This window comes from Arthrobacter sp. ISL-5, from assembly GCF_018613835.1.
Classification (GTDB): domain Bacteria; phylum Actinomycetota; class Actinomycetes; order Actinomycetales; family Micrococcaceae; genus Arthrobacter.
Map to the genome: position 1 here is coordinate 46,993 of NZ_JAGGPM010000035.1, position 17,425 is coordinate 64,417.

Sequence of the window (17,425 nt, forward strand, 5' to 3'; positions counted from 1 at the left end):
GTCAGGCCGCGTGGACCTCGCGGTGTGCCTGCGCGAGCTCGCGGTAGTGTGCCGCGTTGCGCTTCACGCCGTCGAACTCCTCATCGGTGAGTTCCCGGCGCACCTTGGCGGGGACCCCGGCCACGAGGGAGCGCGGCGGAACCACCGTGCCTTCCAGCACGACGGCGCCGGCCGCCACGAGCGAGCCGGCGCCGATCACCGCGCCGTTGAGGATGGTGGCGCTCATGCCGATGAGGCAGTCATCCTCGACGGTGCAGCCGTGCACGACGGCGCTGTGCCCGACGCTGACCCGGGCCCCGACGCTGCAGGGGAAGCCCGGGTCGGCATGCAGCACCACGTTGTCCTGCAGGTTGCTGCCGGCGCCGACGGTGATCGCTGCCGTGTCCGCCCGCACCGAAACACCGTAAAAGGCGCTCGCGTCCTCGGCGAGCGTGGCCCGGCCGATGACGGACGCCGTCGGCGCCACGAAAACTGAGGGATGGATGTCCGGGGTGTCGCCGGCGAAAGAGTAGATGGGAGCCATGCCCCCAAGCCTAGGACACCTCCACCCCCAACTGGGTAGCAGCTCGCGTCGTTTTCAGGGCTCAGAACGGCGCGAGCTGCTACCTAGTTGGGTGGGGCGGACGTCAGGGGAGGACGACGGCGATCGGCGCGCCTGGCTCTGCCACCCGCTCGAGTTCACGCACGACGTCGTCCGCCTCCTCGGCGGTGAGCCCCGCCAATGCCTGCACCGCCCAAACGGCCGGAAAGACATTGTCCGCAAACGGCAGGCGTGCGGGCTCCGCCACCGAGACGCTCAGCCGGCGGGAAACGGCGTAGCGGACGTTCCCGTCGAAAGGATCCACGCCCGTGTAATGGATACCCGCCCGGACGAACCTGATTCCGTCGTCGCCCGGGCCGCAGCACACCTCCAGCACGGCGCGGCGCCCCTGCGCCTTGAGCAGCGCGATGAAAGCTTCCAGCGAGGTTTCCGTGAGCAAGGTCATCGTATTAACCAGTCTCAGTTAATACAGCCCGGGTTGGAAGCCGGTGCGGCAGGGCCGGATCAGATGATGACCGGCTCAGGGGCGGCTCAGTTAAAGACGACGGTCCGGTTGCCGTCCAGCAGCACCCGGTGCTCGGCATGCCACTGCACCGCCTGGGCGAGCGTGCGGCCTTCCACATCGCGGCCCATCTGGACAAACTGCTGCGGAGTGCGCGCGTGGTCCACGCGGATCACTTCCTGCTCGATGATGGGGCCTTCGTCCAGTGCCGCGGTGACGTAATGCGCGGTGGCGCCGATCAGCTTCACTCCGCGGGCGTGGGCCTGGTGGTAGGGCTTCGCACCCTTGAAGGACGGCAGGAAGGAATGGTGGATGTTGATGGCCTTGCCGGTCAGTTCAGCGCACAGATCGTCGGAGATGATCTGCATGTAGCGCGCCAGCACTGTCAGTTCGATGCCTTCCTCAGCGATGATCTTCCGCAGTTGGTCCTCGGCCTGCACCTTCGTGTCCGCGGTGACCGGGATGTAGTGGAACGGAATGCCGTAGAACTCGGCCAGTCCGGCGAGGTCGCGGTGGTTGGAGACGATCGCAGGGACCTCGATGGGCAGGGTGCCGGAGCGCTGCAGGAACAGGAGGTCGTTGAGGCAGTGTGCGGATTTGCTGGCCATGAGCAGCGTGCGGACCTTCTGGCCCACCGGGTGGAGGCTCCACTGCATGCCGAACGCCTCGGCCACCGGCTCCAGGGCGGCCTGGACCTCGGCCCGGGAAGCGGCGGTGGTGGCTTCCACGCGCATGAAGAACGTGCCGGTGGACTGGCTGCCGTACTGCTGCGAGTCCGTAATATTGCAGCCGGCCACCAGCAGGGCGCCGGCCACGGCGTGGACGATCCCGGGGCGGTCGGGGCAGGACAGAGTTACTACGTACGCTTTGGCGAGCTGCTCATCAATCACGAAGAACAGCCTACCCGCGCGCACGCCGGGTATTTGGTAGTCTAAGGGGGTCGCAACTGGCGTTGGGTGGCTAACCACCAGGGAGCGGCATTCACGAAGACCACGGATCGTACGCCTGGGCCGAGGGTCATGTTATGCCGGCAGAGCGCTGCGCTTCCCCAAGTGCGCGTTTCCCCGGTGCGTTGCAGCGCCCTTGCGGACTAGTGTCCGGGACCGGTCCTTGGACTTGTCATCAAGGGGCGGAGCAACGCCCGCAGCCGGTAGCCTGACCTTAGCAGCGCCCATCCCTAGCCAGGAGTTCCTCGTGACTACTTCACCGACTTCCGTCAGCACTTCCTCCACCGTCAGCAACCAGCCGCTGGCTGAGCTCGATCCCGAGATCGCCGCAGTCCTGGACCAGGAGCTCGGCCGCCAGCGCGGCACCCTGGAAATGATCGCCTCCGAAAACTTCGCGCCGCGCGCCGTGATGGAAGCCCAGGGCTCGGTCCTGACCAACAAGTACGCCGAGGGCTACCCGGGCCGCCGCTACTACGGCGGCTGCGAGTACGTCGACATCGCCGAGCAGCTCGCAATCGACCGCGTCAAGGCCCTGTTCGGTGCGGAATACGCCAACGTCCAGCCGCACTCCGGCGCGCAGGCCAACGCCGCCGCACTCTCCGCCATGATCACCCCCGGTGACAAGATCCTCGGCCTGTCCCTCGCGCACGGCGGCCACCTCACCCACGGCATGAAGCTCAACTTCTCCGGCAAGCTCTACAAGGTGGCTGCCTACCAGGTTGAGCAGGACAACTTCCGCATCGACATGGACAAGCTGCGCGAACAGGCCATCGCCGAAAAGCCGCAGGTGATCATCGCCGGCTGGTCCGCCTACCCGCGCCACCTCGACTTCGCCGCCTTCCGCTCCATCGCCGATGAAGTGGGCGCCCTCCTCTGGACCGACATGGCGCACTTCGCCGGCCTCGTGGCAGCAGGCCTGCACCCGAGCCCGGTGCCGCACTCCGACGTCGTCACCTCCACCGTGCACAAGACCCTCGCCGGCCCGCGCTCCGGTGTGATCCTGGCCAAGCAGGAGTGGGCCAAGAAGCTCAACTCCAACGTCTTCCCGGGACAGCAGGGCGGCCCGCTCATGCACGTCATCGCGGCGAAGGCCGTGGCCTTCAAGATCGCCGGCACCGCGGAGTTCAAGGAGCGCCAGGAGCGCGTCCTCGAAGGCGCCAAGATCATCGCCGACCGCCTCAACCAGTCCGATGTTGCCGAGGCCGGCGTCTCCGTCCTCACCGGCGGCACCGACGTGCACCTGGTCCTGGTGGACCTGCGCAACTCGCAGCTGGACGGCCAGCAGGCCGAAGACCTCCTGCACTCCGTGGGCATCACCGTCAACCGCAACGCCGTGCCGTTCGACCCCCGCCCGCCGATGGTCACCTCCGGCCTGCGCATCGGTACCCCTGCGCTGGCTACCCGCGGCTTCGGCGCGCGGGAATTCACCGAGGTCGCGGAGATCATCGCCACCGCGCTGAAGGCCGGCTCCGGCACCGACGTCGAAGCCCTGCAGGCCCGCGTGGACAAGCTCGCCGCCGACTTCCCGCTGTACCCGCAGCACGAGCAGTGGTGAACCCATCCATGGCGCAGACCGCGAAGATCCTTGATGGCAAGGCAGCCGCTGCCGCCATCAAATCCGAGCTGGCTGAGCGTGTCGCGGCCCTAAAGGCCCGCGGCGTCACCCCTGGGATTGCCACCGTGCTCGTGGGCGCAGACCCGGCGTCGCAGCTGTACGTGTCCATGAAGCACAAGCAGTCTGTGGAGATCGGGATGAACTCGATCCAGCGTGAGCTTCCGGCGGATGCCACCCAGGCCCAGGTTGAGGCCCTCATTGACGAACTCAATGCGGACCCCGCCTGCCACGGTTACATCGTGCAGCTGCCGCTGCCCAAGCACCTGGACACCGACGCCATCCTCGAGCGGATCGACCCCGCCAAGGATGCCGACGGCCTGCACCCGACCAACCTTGGCCGGCTGGTGCTCAACGTCAACGGCGAGATCACCTCGCCGCTGCCGTGCACGCCCCGCGGCGTCATCGAGCTCCTGGAGCGCAACGGCTACAGCCTCGCGGGCAAGCACGTCGTGGTGGTCGGCCGCGGCGTCACGATCGGCCGCTCGATCGGCCTGCTGCTCACCCGACGGGCCGTGAACGCCACTGTGACGCTCACTCACACCGGCACCAAGAACCTCTCGGAGCTGCTGCGGCAGGCGGACGTCATTGTGGGCGCGGCGGGTGCCAAGCACATCGTCAAGGCTGCGGACGTGAAGCCCGGCGCTGCCTTGCTCGACGTCGGTGTCACCCGTGAAACGGACCCCGAGACGGGAAAGAGCAAGGTCCAGGGCGACATTGATCCCGCCGCTGCCGAGGTGGCCGGCTGGATTTCGCCGAACCCCGGTGGCGTCGGCCCCATGACCGTGGCGCTGCTTATGACCAACGTGGTCGAAGCCGCGGAACGCAAAGCGGGCCTGGCCTAGGTTGCCCCAAGCTCAACCAGCGACACCGTAGGGCGCCTACTCCTCTGGGAGTAGGCGCCCTACGCCGTTAAGCAGACGACGGCCGGCACCTCCGCGGCTAGGCTCGGACTATGCAGCGCCGTTTCCGTGGACCGCCCACCGCCGTCATCGTGATCGCGGTGGCCATGGTCCAGGTTGTCGGCACGGTCTTCGCCTCCGCGAGGCAGCCGGACCACCGGCCGCTGGACGCCGTGGCATTCGCCCTGCTGCTGCTGGGGCCGGCCGCATTGTCACTCCGGCGGCGTGCCCCGCTGGTCATGCTTCCCACCGCGGCAGCGGCCGTGGCGGCATATCTGGCGTTCGGTTACGCATGGGGTCCGGTGTTCCTGTCGCTGGCGCTGGCCATCGTGTTCTCCGCGGCAGCCGGCAAGCGCTGGCAAACCTGGGCCGTGGCGGGAGCATGTGGGGCGGCGCTGGTGGCCGTGTCATTCTCACGCGGTGACGAGGCCGGGTTGCTCCGGGCCTTCGCCGGCACCGCGTGGCTGGCCATCCTGGTGCTCCTGGGGGAGGGCGCAAGGCTCCGGGGCGAACGCGTGGCCGAACGGCGCCGGCAGCGGGAGGCCCGGGAGCAGGCGGCCCGCGACGAGTACCGCCTCACCCTCGCCCGCGACATCCATGACGTCGTAGCGCATTCGCTGTCCCTGATCAATGTCCGAGCGTCGGTGGCTCTCCATCTGGGCGAGAAGGATCCCGAGCAGTTCCGCCCGGCGCTGGAAGCCATCAAAGCCGCAAGCAAGGATTCGCTCGCCGAGATCCGGCAGCTCCTCGGCGTCCTCCGCGACGACGCCCCGCTCAGCCCGGCGCCTCCGCCGCGGCTGTCGCGGATCCCCGAGCTAACGGACAATGCCCGGCGCGCGGGGCTGGAGGTCAGCCTGAGCCAGCCGGATCCCGAGGTCGCCTCGAAGCTGCCCGACGTGGTCCAGGAGGCGGCCTACCGGATTGTCCAGGAGGCCCTGACGAACGTGGTGCGGCACGCCGGAGCCCGGCAGGCCGCCGTCGTCCTCGCCGTTCAGGCCGCCGCAACAGCGCCGGCCACCGGCGCCGGACTGCTCACCGTGACTATTGACGACGACGGCGCCGGCGCGGCCGGAGTGCCGGACGGCAACGGCGTGACGGGGATGCGCGAACGGACATCCGCTTTGGGCGGCACGCTGGAGCTGGCTCCGCTGGATCCGGGCTGGCGGGTCCGGGCCGTGATCCTGCTGCCGGATGTGAACGCCGCGGAGGCCTCCCGGACCTTGGACGGCCGGCCATGATCCGCATCCTGCTGGCGGACGACCAGACCCTCATCCGCGCCGGCTTCCGCGCCCTGCTGAACGCGGAGCCGGACATGACGGTGGTGGCCGAGTGCGGCACCGGCCGCGATGCCGTGCGGCTGGCGGCCCGTGAGCATCCCGACGTGGTGCTGATGGATATCCGCATGCCGGACGGCGACGGGCTCGAGGCCACACGGCAGATCATGGCCGGCACGGACCTCGCCGGCACGCGGATCATCATCCTGACCACGTTTGAACTCGACGAATACATCGCGGAGGCCGTGCGCGCCGGAGCGGCCGGGTTCCTGGTGAAGGACACCGAGCCCGAGGAGCTGCTCCGTGCCGTGCGGGTGGTCCACGACGGCGACGCGCTGCTGTCGCCGTCGGTCACCCGCCGCATCATGGCCCAGCTCGCGGTGCAGTCGCGGGCGGCGGCACAGCCGGCCTCCCTGGACCAGATCACGGAGCGCGAACGCGAGGTCCTGCGGCTCGTGGGCGAAGGCCTGAACAACGCCGAGATCGCCGAGCGGCTGTTCATCACACCGCTCACGGCCAAGACCCACGTCTCCCGGATCATGACCAAGTTGCTGGTCCGGGACCGGGCGCAGCTGGTGGTGCTGGCCTACGAATCCGGGCTGGTGCGTCCGGGCTGGGCCGGCTGACGGCGGCACCGCCGGAGGGCGCAGGCGCGGGCCTCCCGCCGGAGTACGCGGACCGCCGAAGGTGACTCCCGGCGGCGGACGCCAGGCGGGCGCGGCGCGGCCAGACTCGATGCAGAGCCGAAATACGGCCCTGTACTGAGAGTTTGGACGATTGAAATGCTTACCGACCTTGCCACCACCGTTACGGCAGCGGCCTCCCGGCTTCCTGCCGACCTCGCAGCCCACGGACCTTGGGACGGCGCCGGCGGATTCTCGCCGTGGTTCCTGCTGTTCCCGCTGTTCTGGATCCTGGTCATTGGGCTGTTTATCTTCATAGCCCGGCGTACCTGGCGGCGGAACCACGAATGGGCCACTGCCCGGGGCGGGGAAAGCCTCCTGCGGGAGCGCTACGCACGCGGTGAAATCAATGAATCGGAGTACCGCGAGCGGCTTCAGGTGCTGCGCGGCGACCAAAAATAGGACCGGTTCAGGGGCGCCTGGCGGGGCTACGGACAACGAATGGATTTTTCGAGACCGGGCTATTCCTTTGACCTCCTGCGCGTACTAGCTTAGGGGGGTGCCCGAACTCCATTCCGCTCAAGAAACGTCCAAGAAGCCTGTGCCCGCCAAAGCCGCCGGAGCCGCTCCGCCGCAGTACGTGATCACCGCGGAAAACCTGACCAAGACCTACGGCGACGTCACCGCCGTCGACGGTATTTCCTTCAGCGTTCCCGCGGGGGAGTCGTTCGGGCTGCTCGGCCCGAACGGTGCCGGCAAGTCCACCACCATGAAGATGATCGGCGGGGTGGCCCAGCGCACCTCGGGCAGCCTGACCATCATGGGCCTTGACCCCGAACAGCACGGGCCGGAGGTCCGCGCCCACCTGGGCGTGGTGCCGCAGCAGGACAACCTGGACGAGGAACTCAAGGTCCGGGACAACCTCCTGGTCTACGGGCGCTATTTCGGCCTGCCGATGAGCTACCTCAGGCCCAAGGCGGACGAGCTCCTGGAATTCGCGCAGCTCACGGACAAGGCCAAATCCAAGGTGGACGCGCTGTCCGGCGGCATGAAACGCCGCCTGACCATCGCGCGTTCGCTCATCAACGAGCCCCGCATCCTCCTTCTTGACGAACCCACCACGGGCCTTGACCCGCAGGCGCGGCACATCCTTTGGGACCGCCTGTTCAGGCTCAAGGAACAGGGCGTCACGCTGATCCTCACCACGCACTACATGGACGAGGCCGAGCAGCTCTGCGACCGGCTCATCGTGGTGGACAAGGGCAGGATCATGGCGGAAGGATCGCCGGCCAGCCTGATCCGCGAGTACTCCACCCGCGAGGTCCTCGAGCTGAGGTTCGGCTCCGAGCGCAACGCCAGCATCGCCGCGGAACTCGAAGGCATCGGCGAACGGCTGGAGACCCTTCCCGACCGTGTCCTTATCTACACGAACGACGGCGAGGGGGCCCTGGAGGAAGTCTCCGGCCGCGGCCTGCGCCCGCTCGCCTCGCTGGTGCGCAGGTCGTCGCTGGAGGACGTCTTCCTCCGGCTCACCGGCAGGAGCCTCGTTGACTGAGCCGTCTTTTGCCGAGGACATCACGGGAAGTCCGACGGCGGCACCTCCTTTGCGTGCCCACTCGCCGGAGGTTTCCGCTGCCAAGGCCCGCCGGTGGGGCGCGTTCTACTACGCCGAGCAGGTCCTGCGCGTCATGAAGGGGTACGGCTGGTCCATCTTCCTCTACAGCGTGGGGCAGCCCGCGGCCTACCTGTTTGCCATGGGCGTCGGCCTGGCCACCCTCGTGGACACCAACACAACCGTCTTCGGTGGCGTGAGCTACATCGCCTTCATTGCCCCTGCCCTGCTCATCTCCGCCGCCGTCATGACAGCGGCCACCGAGTTCACCTTCCCGGTGATGGACGGCTTCAGATGGCGCCGGGTCTACTACGCGCCCCATGCCTCCCCGCTGACCCCGGAGCAGATAGCGGGCGGACAGATCATCGCCGTGACCTTCCGCTTCCTGCTGCAGTCCGTCATCTACTTCGTCATCGTGGCGATGTTCGGAGCGTCGCCCAGCGGCTGGGGCTGGGGATCCGTGGTGGTGGCGACACTCGCCGGGCTCTCTTTCGGGCTGCCACTGATGGCCTACGCCGCCAGCATCAAGGAGGACAAAGGCCAGTTCGCCATGGTCATGCGGTTCATCGTGATGCCGCTGTTCCTGTTCTCCGGGACCTTTTTCCCGCTGGATACGCTGCCCGTGGTGGTCCGCTGGATCGGCTGGATCTCGCCCATCTGGCACGGCACCGAGCTGGGCCGTGTCATGACCTACGGCTACGAGGAATCCCCGGTGCTGACCATCGTCCACGTCGTCTTCCTGCTGGGGCTCGCCTGGCTGGGCTGGGTCCTCACCAAGCGCCAATTCGTCAAGAGGATGGGGCAGTGACAGTCCTGACCCAGGGCCACAGCGTCACCGAAGAGGCCCGGAACCGGCGCTTCGGCCCGCTGTACTCGCGCAACGCCAGGGCCGTGATCAGCCGCGGGCTGATGGCCACCAAGAGCAGCAACTGGATGGTCATGCTGTCCGGGTTCTTCGAGCCCGTGCTGTTCCTCCTCTCCATGGGGGTGGGCATGGGCGCCGTGGTGGGCTCCGTCCAAGGGCCGGGCGGCCAGGAGATCAGTTACGCCGCGTACATCGCGCCCGCCCTGCTCGCCGTCTCAGCCATGAACGGGGCGGCGTACGACTCAACGTGGAACGTCTTCTTCAAGATGAACTTCGCCAAGCTCTACCAGGGCATGCTCTACACCTCGCTGGGGCCGCTGGACGTGGCGATGGGGGAGATCTTCCTGGCGCTGCTGCGCGGGCTGTTGTATGCCACGGGGTTCACCGCCGTCATGGGCCTCATGGGACTGATCACCACGCCGTGGGCCCTCCTGATGGTTCCCGCCTCGGTCCTCATCGCCTTCGGCTTTGCCAGCTTCGGCATGGGCATCACCAGCTTCATGAAGACGTTCCAGCAGATGGACTGGATCAACTTCATCATGCTGCCCATGTTCCTGTTCAGCGCCACCTTCTACCCGCTCAGCGTGTACCCGGAGTACATCCAGTGGCTGATCCAGGCGATGCCGCTGTGGCACGGCGTTGAGCTGCTCCGGCAGATCAGCGCGGCCACCTTCACCCCGGCAACCGCGATCCACATCGGCTACTACGTGGTGATGATCGTGCTGGGGCTCATGCTGACCACCGGCAGGCTCAGGAGCCTGTTCCTCAAGTAGCTGTCCGCCCGATGTCCGCAAGGCGTTGTTCGCAAGGCGTTGTTCGCCGGGGGTGTAAGCGTGCGGGGCCGGTCCGCGGGTTTGAGACAATGGGTGCATGCAATCTCTGGGCAGCCCCAAATCTTCGTCCCACCCGGCCAAGGGCGGATTCTCCATGTTCCGCATCAGCGGTCCCGGCCTGATGGTCCTGGTCACGGCGTTCGTGGTGGCCGTCATCTTTGCCGCCAACCAGAACGACGTCGTGGGCTGGGTCGTGGCCGTCATCGCACTGTTCTGGCTGCTGCTGGCATCCTTCGTGGTTTTCAGCATCCAAAAGGCCGCCAAGAAGGCGGGAGCGAAGCTCTCCGAGGCGCACAACGCATTCAACGCGGCTGCCGGGCGTGCGCCGTCAAGCGTGTCCACGGACCAGGGCGGAACCCGGCTCGTGCGCGAACGCGGCGAAGCCGAGGAAATCCGGGATATGAAGCTCGACCACTCCTTCAAGATCGTGCAGGTCCAGGTGCGCGTGGTGGAGCAGGAGCGTGCCAAGGGCGCCGCCGCGGACCAGGACACCATCCGCCGCGCCCTGGAGACCATCGAGATCACGGCCACCAACGCCCGTGACATGATCAAGTCCTCCGGCGACTCCGGTGAGCCCGTGACCGGAACCATCATCGACTAGAGTGGAGCGGGTGAGCTCGGCATTGAAGAAGGACCACCTTCGCATCGCAACAGTCAACGTAAACGGCCTTCGCGCTGCCTACAAGAAGGGCATGGCCGAGTGGCTGGCACCCCGCGAGGTGGACATCCTCACCCTGCAGGAGGTCCGCGCGCCTGACGCGATCGTCCACCAGCTCCTTGGTGAAGGGTGGCACATCCTGCACGCCGAGGCCGAGGCCAAGGGCCGTGCCGGCGTCGCCATTGCCTCCCGGACGGAGCCGGTCGCCACGCGCACGCACATCGGCGATGACTACTTCGCCACGGCCGGACGCTGGGTGGAAGCGGACTTCCGGGTCACGGACGCTGCGGGCAATCCTGCCCAGCTGACCGTGGTGAGCGCCTACGTGCACTCGGGCGAGGCCGACACCCCCAAGCAGGTGGACAAGTACCGTTTCCTGGACGTCATGACCGCCCGCCTGACCGAGCTGTCCAAGCACAGCGACCACGCGCTGGTCACGGGGGACCTGAACGTGGGCCACACCGAGCTGGACATCAAGAACTGGAAGGGCAACGTCAAGCGTGCGGGCTTCCTTCCGGAGGAGCGTGCCTACTTTGACCGCTTCTTCAGCGAGGAAATCGGCTGGAAGGATGTTCACAGGGGCCTGGCGGGTAACGTCAACGGCCCCTACACTTGGTGGTCGCAGCGTGGCCAGGCCTTCGACAACGACTCGGGCTGGCGCATCGACTACCACATGGCCACCCCGGACCTCGCCGCCGCAGCCGTTTCGGCCGTCGTTGACCGGGCTCCCTCGTGGGACACACGTTTCTCTGACCATGCACCGCTGGTAGTGGACTACCAGCTCTAGTCTTAAGGCTTCGACGAATGACCTCCACACCAACCGTGACTGACGCCGCAGCTTCCGAGCAGCCCGAAGCCGGCGCCGGAGTCCAGCAGGACGCCGGAATCAGGCACCGCATCCTGTCGGGAATGCAGCCTTCCGCGGACTCGCTTCACCTCGGCAATTACCTGGGCGCCCTCGTGAACTGGGTGCGGATGCAGGACGAGTACGACGCCATTTTCTTCATCCCTGACCTGCATGCCATCACCGTCCCACAGGATCCGCATGAGCTTGCCCGCCGCACCCGCGTCACCGCGGCCCAGTACATTGCCGGCGGCGTGGACGTGGACAAGTGCACGTTGTTCGTCCAGTCCCAGGTGCCCGAACACGCCCAGCTTGCCTGGGTCCTGAACTGCATCACGGGATTTGGCGAGGCCTCCCGCATGACGCAGTTCAAGGACAAGGCGCTGCGGCAGGGCTCGGACGCCGCCAGCGTGGGGCTGTTCACCTACCCTGTCCTCCAGGCGGCGGACATCCTGCTGTATCAGCCGCACGGCGTGCCCGTGGGCGAGGACCAGCGGCAGCACGTGGAGCTCAGCCGCGACCTCGCGGCCCGGTTCAACACCCGGTTCGGAAAGACGTTCACTGTTCCCGAGCCCTTCATCCAGAAGGAATCGGCGAAGATCTACGACCTGCAGCAGCCCACCTCCAAGATGTCGAAGTCCTCGGAGTCGCCGGCCGGCCTGATCAACCTCCTCGATGACCCCAAGGTCACCGCCAAGCGGATCAAGTCGGCCGTGACGGATGCCGAGACGGAGATCCGGTTCGACCGCGAGACCAAGCCGGGCGTCTCCAACCTGCTGACCATCTACTCCGCCATCACCGGCCAGAGTGTGGAGCAGCTGGTCAAGGCGTACGAAGGCAAGATGTACGGCCACCTGAAGGTGGACCTGGCGGAGGTCGTGACCGAGCACCTGACGCCGATCCGCAGCCGCGCGAACGAACTGCTGGCAGACCCCGCAGAACTGGACCGCCTCCTTGCGCTCGGTGCCGACAAGGCGCGCGTGATTGCGTCGGCGACCCTGCAGGACGTCTATGCCAAGGTCGGATTCCTTCCATACGCCGGAGCCCGCTAGACCGATGCCGGGCATCAGGAGAGTCAGCGACGGAATGAGCCTCGGGGTCATTCTGGGCTTCCCGCCTGAGATCGCGGAGGAACTGCAGCGATGGCGGGCGTCCTTCGGGGACCCCATGGCCACGGTCATTCCGGCGCACATCACCCTCGTCACCACCACCCCCACGCAGGACTGGGAGGCCGCCCGGGACCACGTCCGCGAGGTGGCCCGCACGCAGGCCCCGTTCATGGTCACCATCGCCGGAACGGGCTCCTTCCGGCCCGTTTCGCCTGTTGTGTTCATCAACGTGGAGGAAGGCTTCGGAGCCTGCGTCGAACTCCACGAAAAGCTGCAGACCGGGCCGCTGGAACGCGAGCTGCCGTTTGCCTACCACCCGCATGTGACCATTGCCCACGACGTCGCGCCGGAGAGCCTCGACGAGGCCGAAACGGTGCTGAAGGAATACAGGGCGACCTTCCCCGTGGTTAGCATGGGACTTTACGAGCACGACGCAGACGGTATTTGGCAGCTACGGGAAGAGCTTGACTTTGGTACCGAACCAGACGGCGAACGGGACACCCTCCGAGCAGCAGACGCCGACGGAGCAGCCGCTACCCACTGAGCGTGCCCGCCTCCAGCTCGAGGTCAGCCACAAGCAGATGGAGCTGGGCAAGGCGCGCAGGTCAGGCGCCGGTCCGGTGCCCCAGGCCACGGCCCTGTTCCAGTGGCTGCTCGCCCGGCTGAACGCGTTCCGGCCCATGCGGGCCTGGCAGCACTACACCCTCCAGCACGGCCCGCTGATGAGCGCCGGCAGCGGGTTCAACTTGTTCTTCTCCATCACCGGCCTGCTGACCACCGGATTCTCCATCGGCGGGCTCGTGCTCCGCGGCCAGCCGGTACTTTTGGACCGGATCATCGCCAGCGTCTCGGAAAGTGCGCCGGGCCTGCTCAAGGTCAACGGCGGCGACGGGCTGGTGGACCCGAAGGACCTCCTGAACCCTGATGGCCTTGGCTGGACCGCTGTCATCGCCGCAATCGTCACCGTGATCATGTCACTGGGCTGGATCGCCGGCCTCCGCGAGGGCCTCCGCGGCGTCATGGGGCTGGGGCCGCTGAAACTGAACCTGGTGATCCTGAAACTCCACGACGCCGGCACCCTGCTGCTGCTCGGCGTTGCACTGGTCATCAGCTCCGGTGTGTCGCTCGTGTTCGGAACCGCCGCCGGCTGGGTGATGGAGCAGCTCCGGATGGACCCCGCCGTGGCCGGGCCGCTGGCGGCATTGATCAAGATCGCCGTGCCGCTGCTGCTCAACTGGGTCACTGCAATCATCATGTTCAGGCTGGCAGGGGGACTCAAGCTCTCCCGGCGGGCATTGCTGGAGGGAACCGTCCTCGCCGGAGTCGGAACCACCGTGCTTCAGGTGTTCAGCACCGAACTGCTGGCCGGCGCCGGACGGAACCCCATCCTGGCTCCGTTCGCGATCATCATCGGGCTGCTGATCTGGTTCAACCTCGTCAGCCAGGTGTACCTCGTGTCCGCCGCATGGTCCGCCATCCGCGAGGAAGACCTGAAAGCCGCTCCTGCTGGCAAGACCACCGGCTGGGGATCACGCCAGGTGCAGCCCGGAAAGACGCCCGTGGAGCGGCACCACCCGGCCGAGCACCCGCGCCCGGTGGGGGTTACTGCCCGGCGTCGAGGTACTGATCGGCCCACGCCGCGATAATCTTCGCTGCACGGGCCGCCTGCCCCTTGCCCGTCAGCAGGTGGTCGCTGCCTTCGAGGGAGACGAAGCTGCGAGGGTGGCGTGCCGTCTGGAAGATGGTGCTGGCGTTCTCGATCCCCACCGTGTTGTCCGTGGGGGAGTGCAGCACCATCAGGGGCTTGTGCAGCCGCTTGATGCAGTCGGTGAGGTCGGCGTTTTCCAGGTCCTCCACGAAGTGCCGGCGGATTTCCACGCGCTTGCCGCCGAGGTCGACTTCCGCACTGCCGTCGCGCAGGATCTTGTCCAGCGCGGCGTCAAAAACGTGAGCCACATGCTTCGGCGAAAACGGGGCGCCCACGGTGGCCACGGCGTCGAGCTCCGGGATCTCGCGCGCCGCAGCCAGGACGGCGGCACCGCCGAAGGAATGGCCCACGAGCAGCGAAATCGGCTTGCCCGAGTCGCGCATGAATTCGGCCGCCTTCACGGTGTCCGCCACCTTGTGGCTGAACGAACCCTCCGACCACAGGCCGGCGGATTCGCCGAGCCCGAGATTGTCAAAGCGCAGCATGCCCACCCCGTTGTCCGCCAGCGCCTTGCACATCCGCGAGGCCGAGGGACTGTCCTTGCCCAGGGTGAAGCCGTGAGAGAACACTCCCCAGCCCTTCACCGGCCCGTCGGGCAGGTCCAGGAGGCCGGAGAGCACTTCGCCGGTGGAACCTTCGAAGCTGACTTTTTCGGAACGTGACATGACGCACCCTTTCGTTGGACGGGCTCTGTTGCGCTTATCCGGATACGACGACGGCGTCCCTCACCGTGCGTTTTCCGCACGTGGTGAGGGACGCCGTCGTCCGCGGTGCCTTTTGTTAGATCTTGCGGGCGAGGATCGCCTGCTTGACTTCGGCAATCGCCTGCGTGACCTGGATGCCGCGCGGGCATGCTTCGGAGCAGTTGAAGGTGGTGCGGCAGCGCCACACGCCTTCCTTGTCGTTCAGGATCTCCAGGCGCATGTCGCCGGCGTCATCACGGGAATCGAAGATGAACCGGTGGGCGTTGACGATAGCGGCCGGGCCGAAGTACTGGCCGTCGGTCCAGAACACCGGGCAGGACGACGTGCACGCGGCGCAGAGGATGCACTTGGTGGTGTCGTCGAACCGCTCACGGTCCTCCGCGGACTGGAGGCGCTCCTTGGTGGGCTCGTGGCCCCTGTTGATCAGGAACGGCATGACCTCACGGAAGGACTGGAAGAACGGTTCCATGTCCACGATCAGGTCCTTTTCCACCGGCAGGCCCTTGATGGGCTCAACGGTGATGGGCTTGGTCGTGTCCAGGTCCTTCAGCAGGGTCTTGCAGGCAAGGCGGTTGCGGCCGTTGATGCGCATGGCGTCGGAGCCGCAGACGCCGTGGGCGCAGGAGCGGCGGAAGGAGACGCTGCCGTCCACTTCCCACTTGATCTTGTGCAGGGCGTCCAGCACGCGGTCCGTGCCGTACATGGTCAGCTTGAAGTCATCCCAGCGGGCTTCTTCGGAAACCTCGGGGTCGTAGCGGCGGACGCGCAGCGTGATGTCGAAGGTGGGGATTTCTCCGCCGCCTCCCACATGGGCAGGCAGCTCGATCTTTGAGGCTGGCTCAGCAAGTTCAGCGGACATATTAGTACTTCCTCACCATCGGCTCGTAGCGCGTAAACACAACCGGCTTGGTGCCAAGCCGAATCCCGGCAATGCTCTCCGCGGACCCGTCCGCGGGAGCGTGCTCGTCCTTGTACGCCATGGAGTGCTTCATGAATTTTTCGTCGTCGCGTTCCGGGAAATCCTCGCGGAAGTGGCCGCCGCGCGATTCCTCGCGGTGCAGGGCAGCAACCGTCATGACCTTCGCCAGTTCCAGCAGGAAGCCGAGTTCAACGGCCTCAAGGAGGTCCAGGTTGAAGCGCTTGCCCTTGTCCTGGACGTTGATGCGCTTGTAGCGCTCCTCGAACGAGGCGATGTCCTTCAGGACCTGGTTGAGGGTTTCGGCCGTGCGGAACACCTGCATGTTGGCGTCCATGGTGTCCTGGAGTTCCTTGCGGATCTGGGCCACCTTCTCGTCACCGTTGCCGTTGCGGGCGATGTTGAGGAGCTCAATCGTGTAGGCCTCCGGATCCTCCGGCAGCTCCACGAAGTCCGCCGTCTTGGCGTACTCCGCGGCGGCGATGCCGGCGCGCTTGCCGAACACGTTGATGTCCAGCAGGGAGTTGGTGCCCAGACGGTTGGAGCCGTGCACCGAAACACAGGCCACCTCACCGGCTGCGTAGAGGCCCGGCACCACGGTGTCGTTGTCCTGCAGCACTTCGGTGGTGATGTTGGTGGGGATGCCGCCCATGGCGTAGTGCGCCGTCGGGAACACCGGAACCGGCTCCGTGTACGGCTCAACGCCGAGGTAGGTGCGGGCAAACTCGGTGATGTCCGGCAGCTTCGCGTCGATGTGCGCGGGCTCAAGGTGGGTCAGGTCCAGGAGGACGTAGTCCTTGTTCGGTCCGCAGCCGCGGCCCTCGCGGACTTCGTTGGCCATGGAGCGGGCCACGATGTCACGGGGTGCAAGGTCCTTGATGGTGGGGGCGTAGCGCTCCATGAAGCGCTCACCCTCGGAGTTGCGCAGGATGGCGCCTTCGCCGCGTGCAGCTTCCGAAAGCAGGATGCCCAGGCCTGCAAGGCCCGTCGGGTGGAACTGGAAGAACTCCATGTCCTCCAGGGGGATGCCGCGGCGGAACGCGATGCCCATGCCGTCACCGGTGAGGGTGTGGGCGTTGGACGTGGTCTTGAACACCTTGCCGGCGCCGCCGGAGGCAAACACCACGGACTTGGCCTGGAAAACGTGCAGTTCACCGGAGGCGAGGTCGTAGGAGACCACGCCGGCAACGCGCTTCTGCTTGTACGGCGTGCCATCCTCGCGCACGGCGTCTTCCTCGACGGTGAGGAGGTCCAGTACGTAGTACTCGTTGTAGAACTCAACGTTGTGCTTGACGCAGTTTTGGTACAGCGTCTGCAGGATCATGTGGCCGGTACGGTCGGCTGCATAGCAGGCGCGGCGGACGGGGGCCTTGCCGTGATCGCGGGTGTGGCCGCCGAAGCGGCGCTGGTCGATGCGGCCCTCGGGCGTGCGGTTGAACGGCAGGCCCATCTTCTCGAGGTCCAGCACTGCGTCGATGGCCTCCTTGGCCATGACTTCGGCGGCATCCTGGTCAACCAGGTAGTCGCCGCCCTTGATGGTGTCAAACGTGTGCCATTCCCAGTTGTCTTCTTCGACGTTGGCCAATGCCGCACACATGCCGCCCTGCGCCGCGCCCGTGTGGGAGCGGGTGGGGTAGAGCTTGGTCAGTACTGCTGTTCGTGCGCGCTGACCGGATTCGATCGCGGCGCGCATGCCAGCGCCACCGGCACCGACGATGACGACGTCGTACTTATGGACCTGCATACCAGACGCTCTTTCTCTCAAAATTCGCAAT

The 17,425-nt window shown here is 66.6% G+C and carries 19 protein-coding genes; 13 read left to right on the forward strand and 6 right to left on the reverse strand.

The genetic code is table 11. The features are described from left to right. Position 1 precedes the first annotated feature (1 nt). From J7I89_RS19040 to purU, 3 genes are all read right to left on the reverse strand, one after another. Entirely contained in the window at positions 2–523 is a 522-nt protein-coding gene (locus tag J7I89_RS19040; RefSeq protein WP_214973485.1) for a gamma carbonic anhydrase family protein, read from the reverse strand. Positions 524–626: 103 nt separating this feature from the next. After that, positions 627–986 (reverse strand): class I SAM-dependent methyltransferase, encoded by a 360-nt coding sequence (locus J7I89_RS19045; protein ID WP_214973486.1) that lies wholly within the window; start codon positions 984–986, stop codon positions 627–629. Positions 987–1,072: 86 nt separating this feature from the next. Then, positions 1,073–1,933 (reverse strand): formyltetrahydrofolate deformylase, encoded by an 861-nt coding sequence (gene purU / locus J7I89_RS19050; protein ID WP_214973487.1) that lies wholly within the window; start codon positions 1,931–1,933, stop codon positions 1,073–1,075. Between the two features lie 304 nt (positions 1,934–2,237). Here purU and glyA point away from each other — a divergent pair, with 304 nt between their 5' ends. The 13 genes from glyA to J7I89_RS19115 all read left to right on the forward strand — a co-directional run bounded on the left by glyA (position 2,238) and on the right by J7I89_RS19115 (position 13,968). Further along, on the forward strand, positions 2,238–3,545 hold the full coding sequence (glyA, locus tag J7I89_RS19055) for a serine hydroxymethyltransferase (protein WP_214973488.1): 1,308 nt from the start codon (positions 2,238–2,240) through the stop codon (positions 3,543–3,545). An 8-nt stretch (positions 3,546–3,553) separates the two neighbouring features. Continuing rightward, positions 3,554–4,447 carry a bifunctional methylenetetrahydrofolate dehydrogenase/methenyltetrahydrofolate cyclohydrolase gene (locus J7I89_RS19060; RefSeq protein ID WP_214973495.1) on the forward strand — a complete coding sequence of 298 codons (894 nt, stop codon included), beginning with the start codon at positions 3,554–3,556 and terminating at the stop codon, positions 4,445–4,447. Positions 4,448–4,557: 110 nt separating this feature from the next. Further along, a complete protein-coding gene (locus J7I89_RS19065; protein WP_214973497.1) occupies positions 4,558–5,742 on the forward strand; it encodes a sensor histidine kinase in 1,185 nt (394 codons plus the stop codon). Then, positions 5,739–6,404, forward strand: coding sequence for a response regulator transcription factor (locus tag J7I89_RS19070; protein ID WP_214973498.1), 666 nt, complete (start codon positions 5,739–5,741; stop codon positions 6,402–6,404). The genes J7I89_RS19065 and J7I89_RS19070 overlap by 4 nt, the downstream gene beginning before the upstream one ends. Before the next feature lie 156 nt (positions 6,405–6,560). Continuing rightward, entirely contained in the window at positions 6,561–6,863 is a 303-nt protein-coding gene (locus tag J7I89_RS19075) for an SHOCT domain-containing protein (protein WP_214973499.1), read from the forward strand. Positions 6,864–7,002: 139 nt separating this feature from the next. Then, a complete protein-coding gene (locus J7I89_RS19080; protein ID WP_214973813.1) occupies positions 7,003–7,956 on the forward strand; it encodes an ABC transporter ATP-binding protein in 954 nt (317 codons plus the stop codon). Beyond that, complete coding sequence (locus J7I89_RS19085; RefSeq protein ID WP_251045559.1) at positions 7,949–8,821, forward strand: ABC transporter permease; 873 nt, start codon at positions 7,949–7,951, stop codon at positions 8,819–8,821. The genes J7I89_RS19080 and J7I89_RS19085 overlap by 8 nt, the downstream gene beginning before the upstream one ends. Continuing rightward, a complete protein-coding gene (locus J7I89_RS19090; protein ID WP_214973500.1) occupies positions 8,818–9,651 on the forward strand; it encodes an ABC transporter permease in 834 nt (277 codons plus the stop codon). The genes J7I89_RS19085 and J7I89_RS19090 overlap by 4 nt, the downstream gene beginning before the upstream one ends. 97 nt (positions 9,652–9,748) lie before the next feature. Beyond that, positions 9,749–10,312, forward strand: a complete 564-nt coding sequence (locus J7I89_RS19095; protein WP_214973501.1) for a hypothetical protein — start codon at positions 9,749–9,751, stop codon at positions 10,310–10,312. A gap of 10 nt (positions 10,313–10,322) precedes the next feature. Beyond that, complete coding sequence (locus J7I89_RS19100) at positions 10,323–11,156, forward strand: exodeoxyribonuclease III (RefSeq protein ID WP_214973502.1); 834 nt, start codon at positions 10,323–10,325, stop codon at positions 11,154–11,156. A gap of 17 nt (positions 11,157–11,173) precedes the next feature. After that, the gene (gene trpS, locus J7I89_RS19105) at positions 11,174–12,265 is read left to right on the forward strand and encodes a tryptophan--tRNA ligase (protein WP_214973507.1); all 1,092 of its coding nucleotides are present in this window, start codon (positions 11,174–11,176) and stop codon (positions 12,263–12,265) included. A gap of 4 nt (positions 12,266–12,269) precedes the next feature. Beyond that, positions 12,270–12,866 (forward strand): 2'-5' RNA ligase family protein, encoded by a 597-nt coding sequence (locus J7I89_RS19110; RefSeq protein ID WP_214973510.1) that lies wholly within the window; start codon positions 12,270–12,272, stop codon positions 12,864–12,866. Between the two features lie 37 nt (positions 12,867–12,903). Next, positions 12,904–13,968, forward strand: a complete 1,065-nt coding sequence (locus J7I89_RS19115) for a YihY/virulence factor BrkB family protein (RefSeq protein WP_214973817.1) — start codon at positions 12,904–12,906, stop codon at positions 13,966–13,968. Here J7I89_RS19115 and J7I89_RS19120 read toward each other — a convergent pair. The 3 genes from J7I89_RS19120 to sdhA all read right to left on the reverse strand — a co-directional run bounded on the left by J7I89_RS19120 (position 13,925) and on the right by sdhA (position 17,394). Continuing rightward, complete coding sequence (locus J7I89_RS19120) at positions 13,925–14,695, reverse strand: S9 family peptidase (RefSeq protein ID WP_214973511.1); 771 nt, start codon at positions 14,693–14,695, stop codon at positions 13,925–13,927. The genes J7I89_RS19115 and J7I89_RS19120 overlap by 44 nt on opposite strands. A gap of 115 nt (positions 14,696–14,810) precedes the next feature. Then, on the reverse strand, positions 14,811–15,593 hold the full coding sequence (locus tag J7I89_RS19125) for a succinate dehydrogenase iron-sulfur subunit (RefSeq protein ID WP_056629193.1): 783 nt from the start codon (positions 15,591–15,593) through the stop codon (positions 14,811–14,813). A gap of 1 nt (position 15,594) precedes the next feature. Next, complete coding sequence (gene sdhA, locus J7I89_RS19130) at positions 15,595–17,394, reverse strand: succinate dehydrogenase flavoprotein subunit (protein WP_214973513.1); 1,800 nt, start codon at positions 17,392–17,394, stop codon at positions 15,595–15,597. Positions 17,395–17,425: the final 31 nt, after the last annotated feature.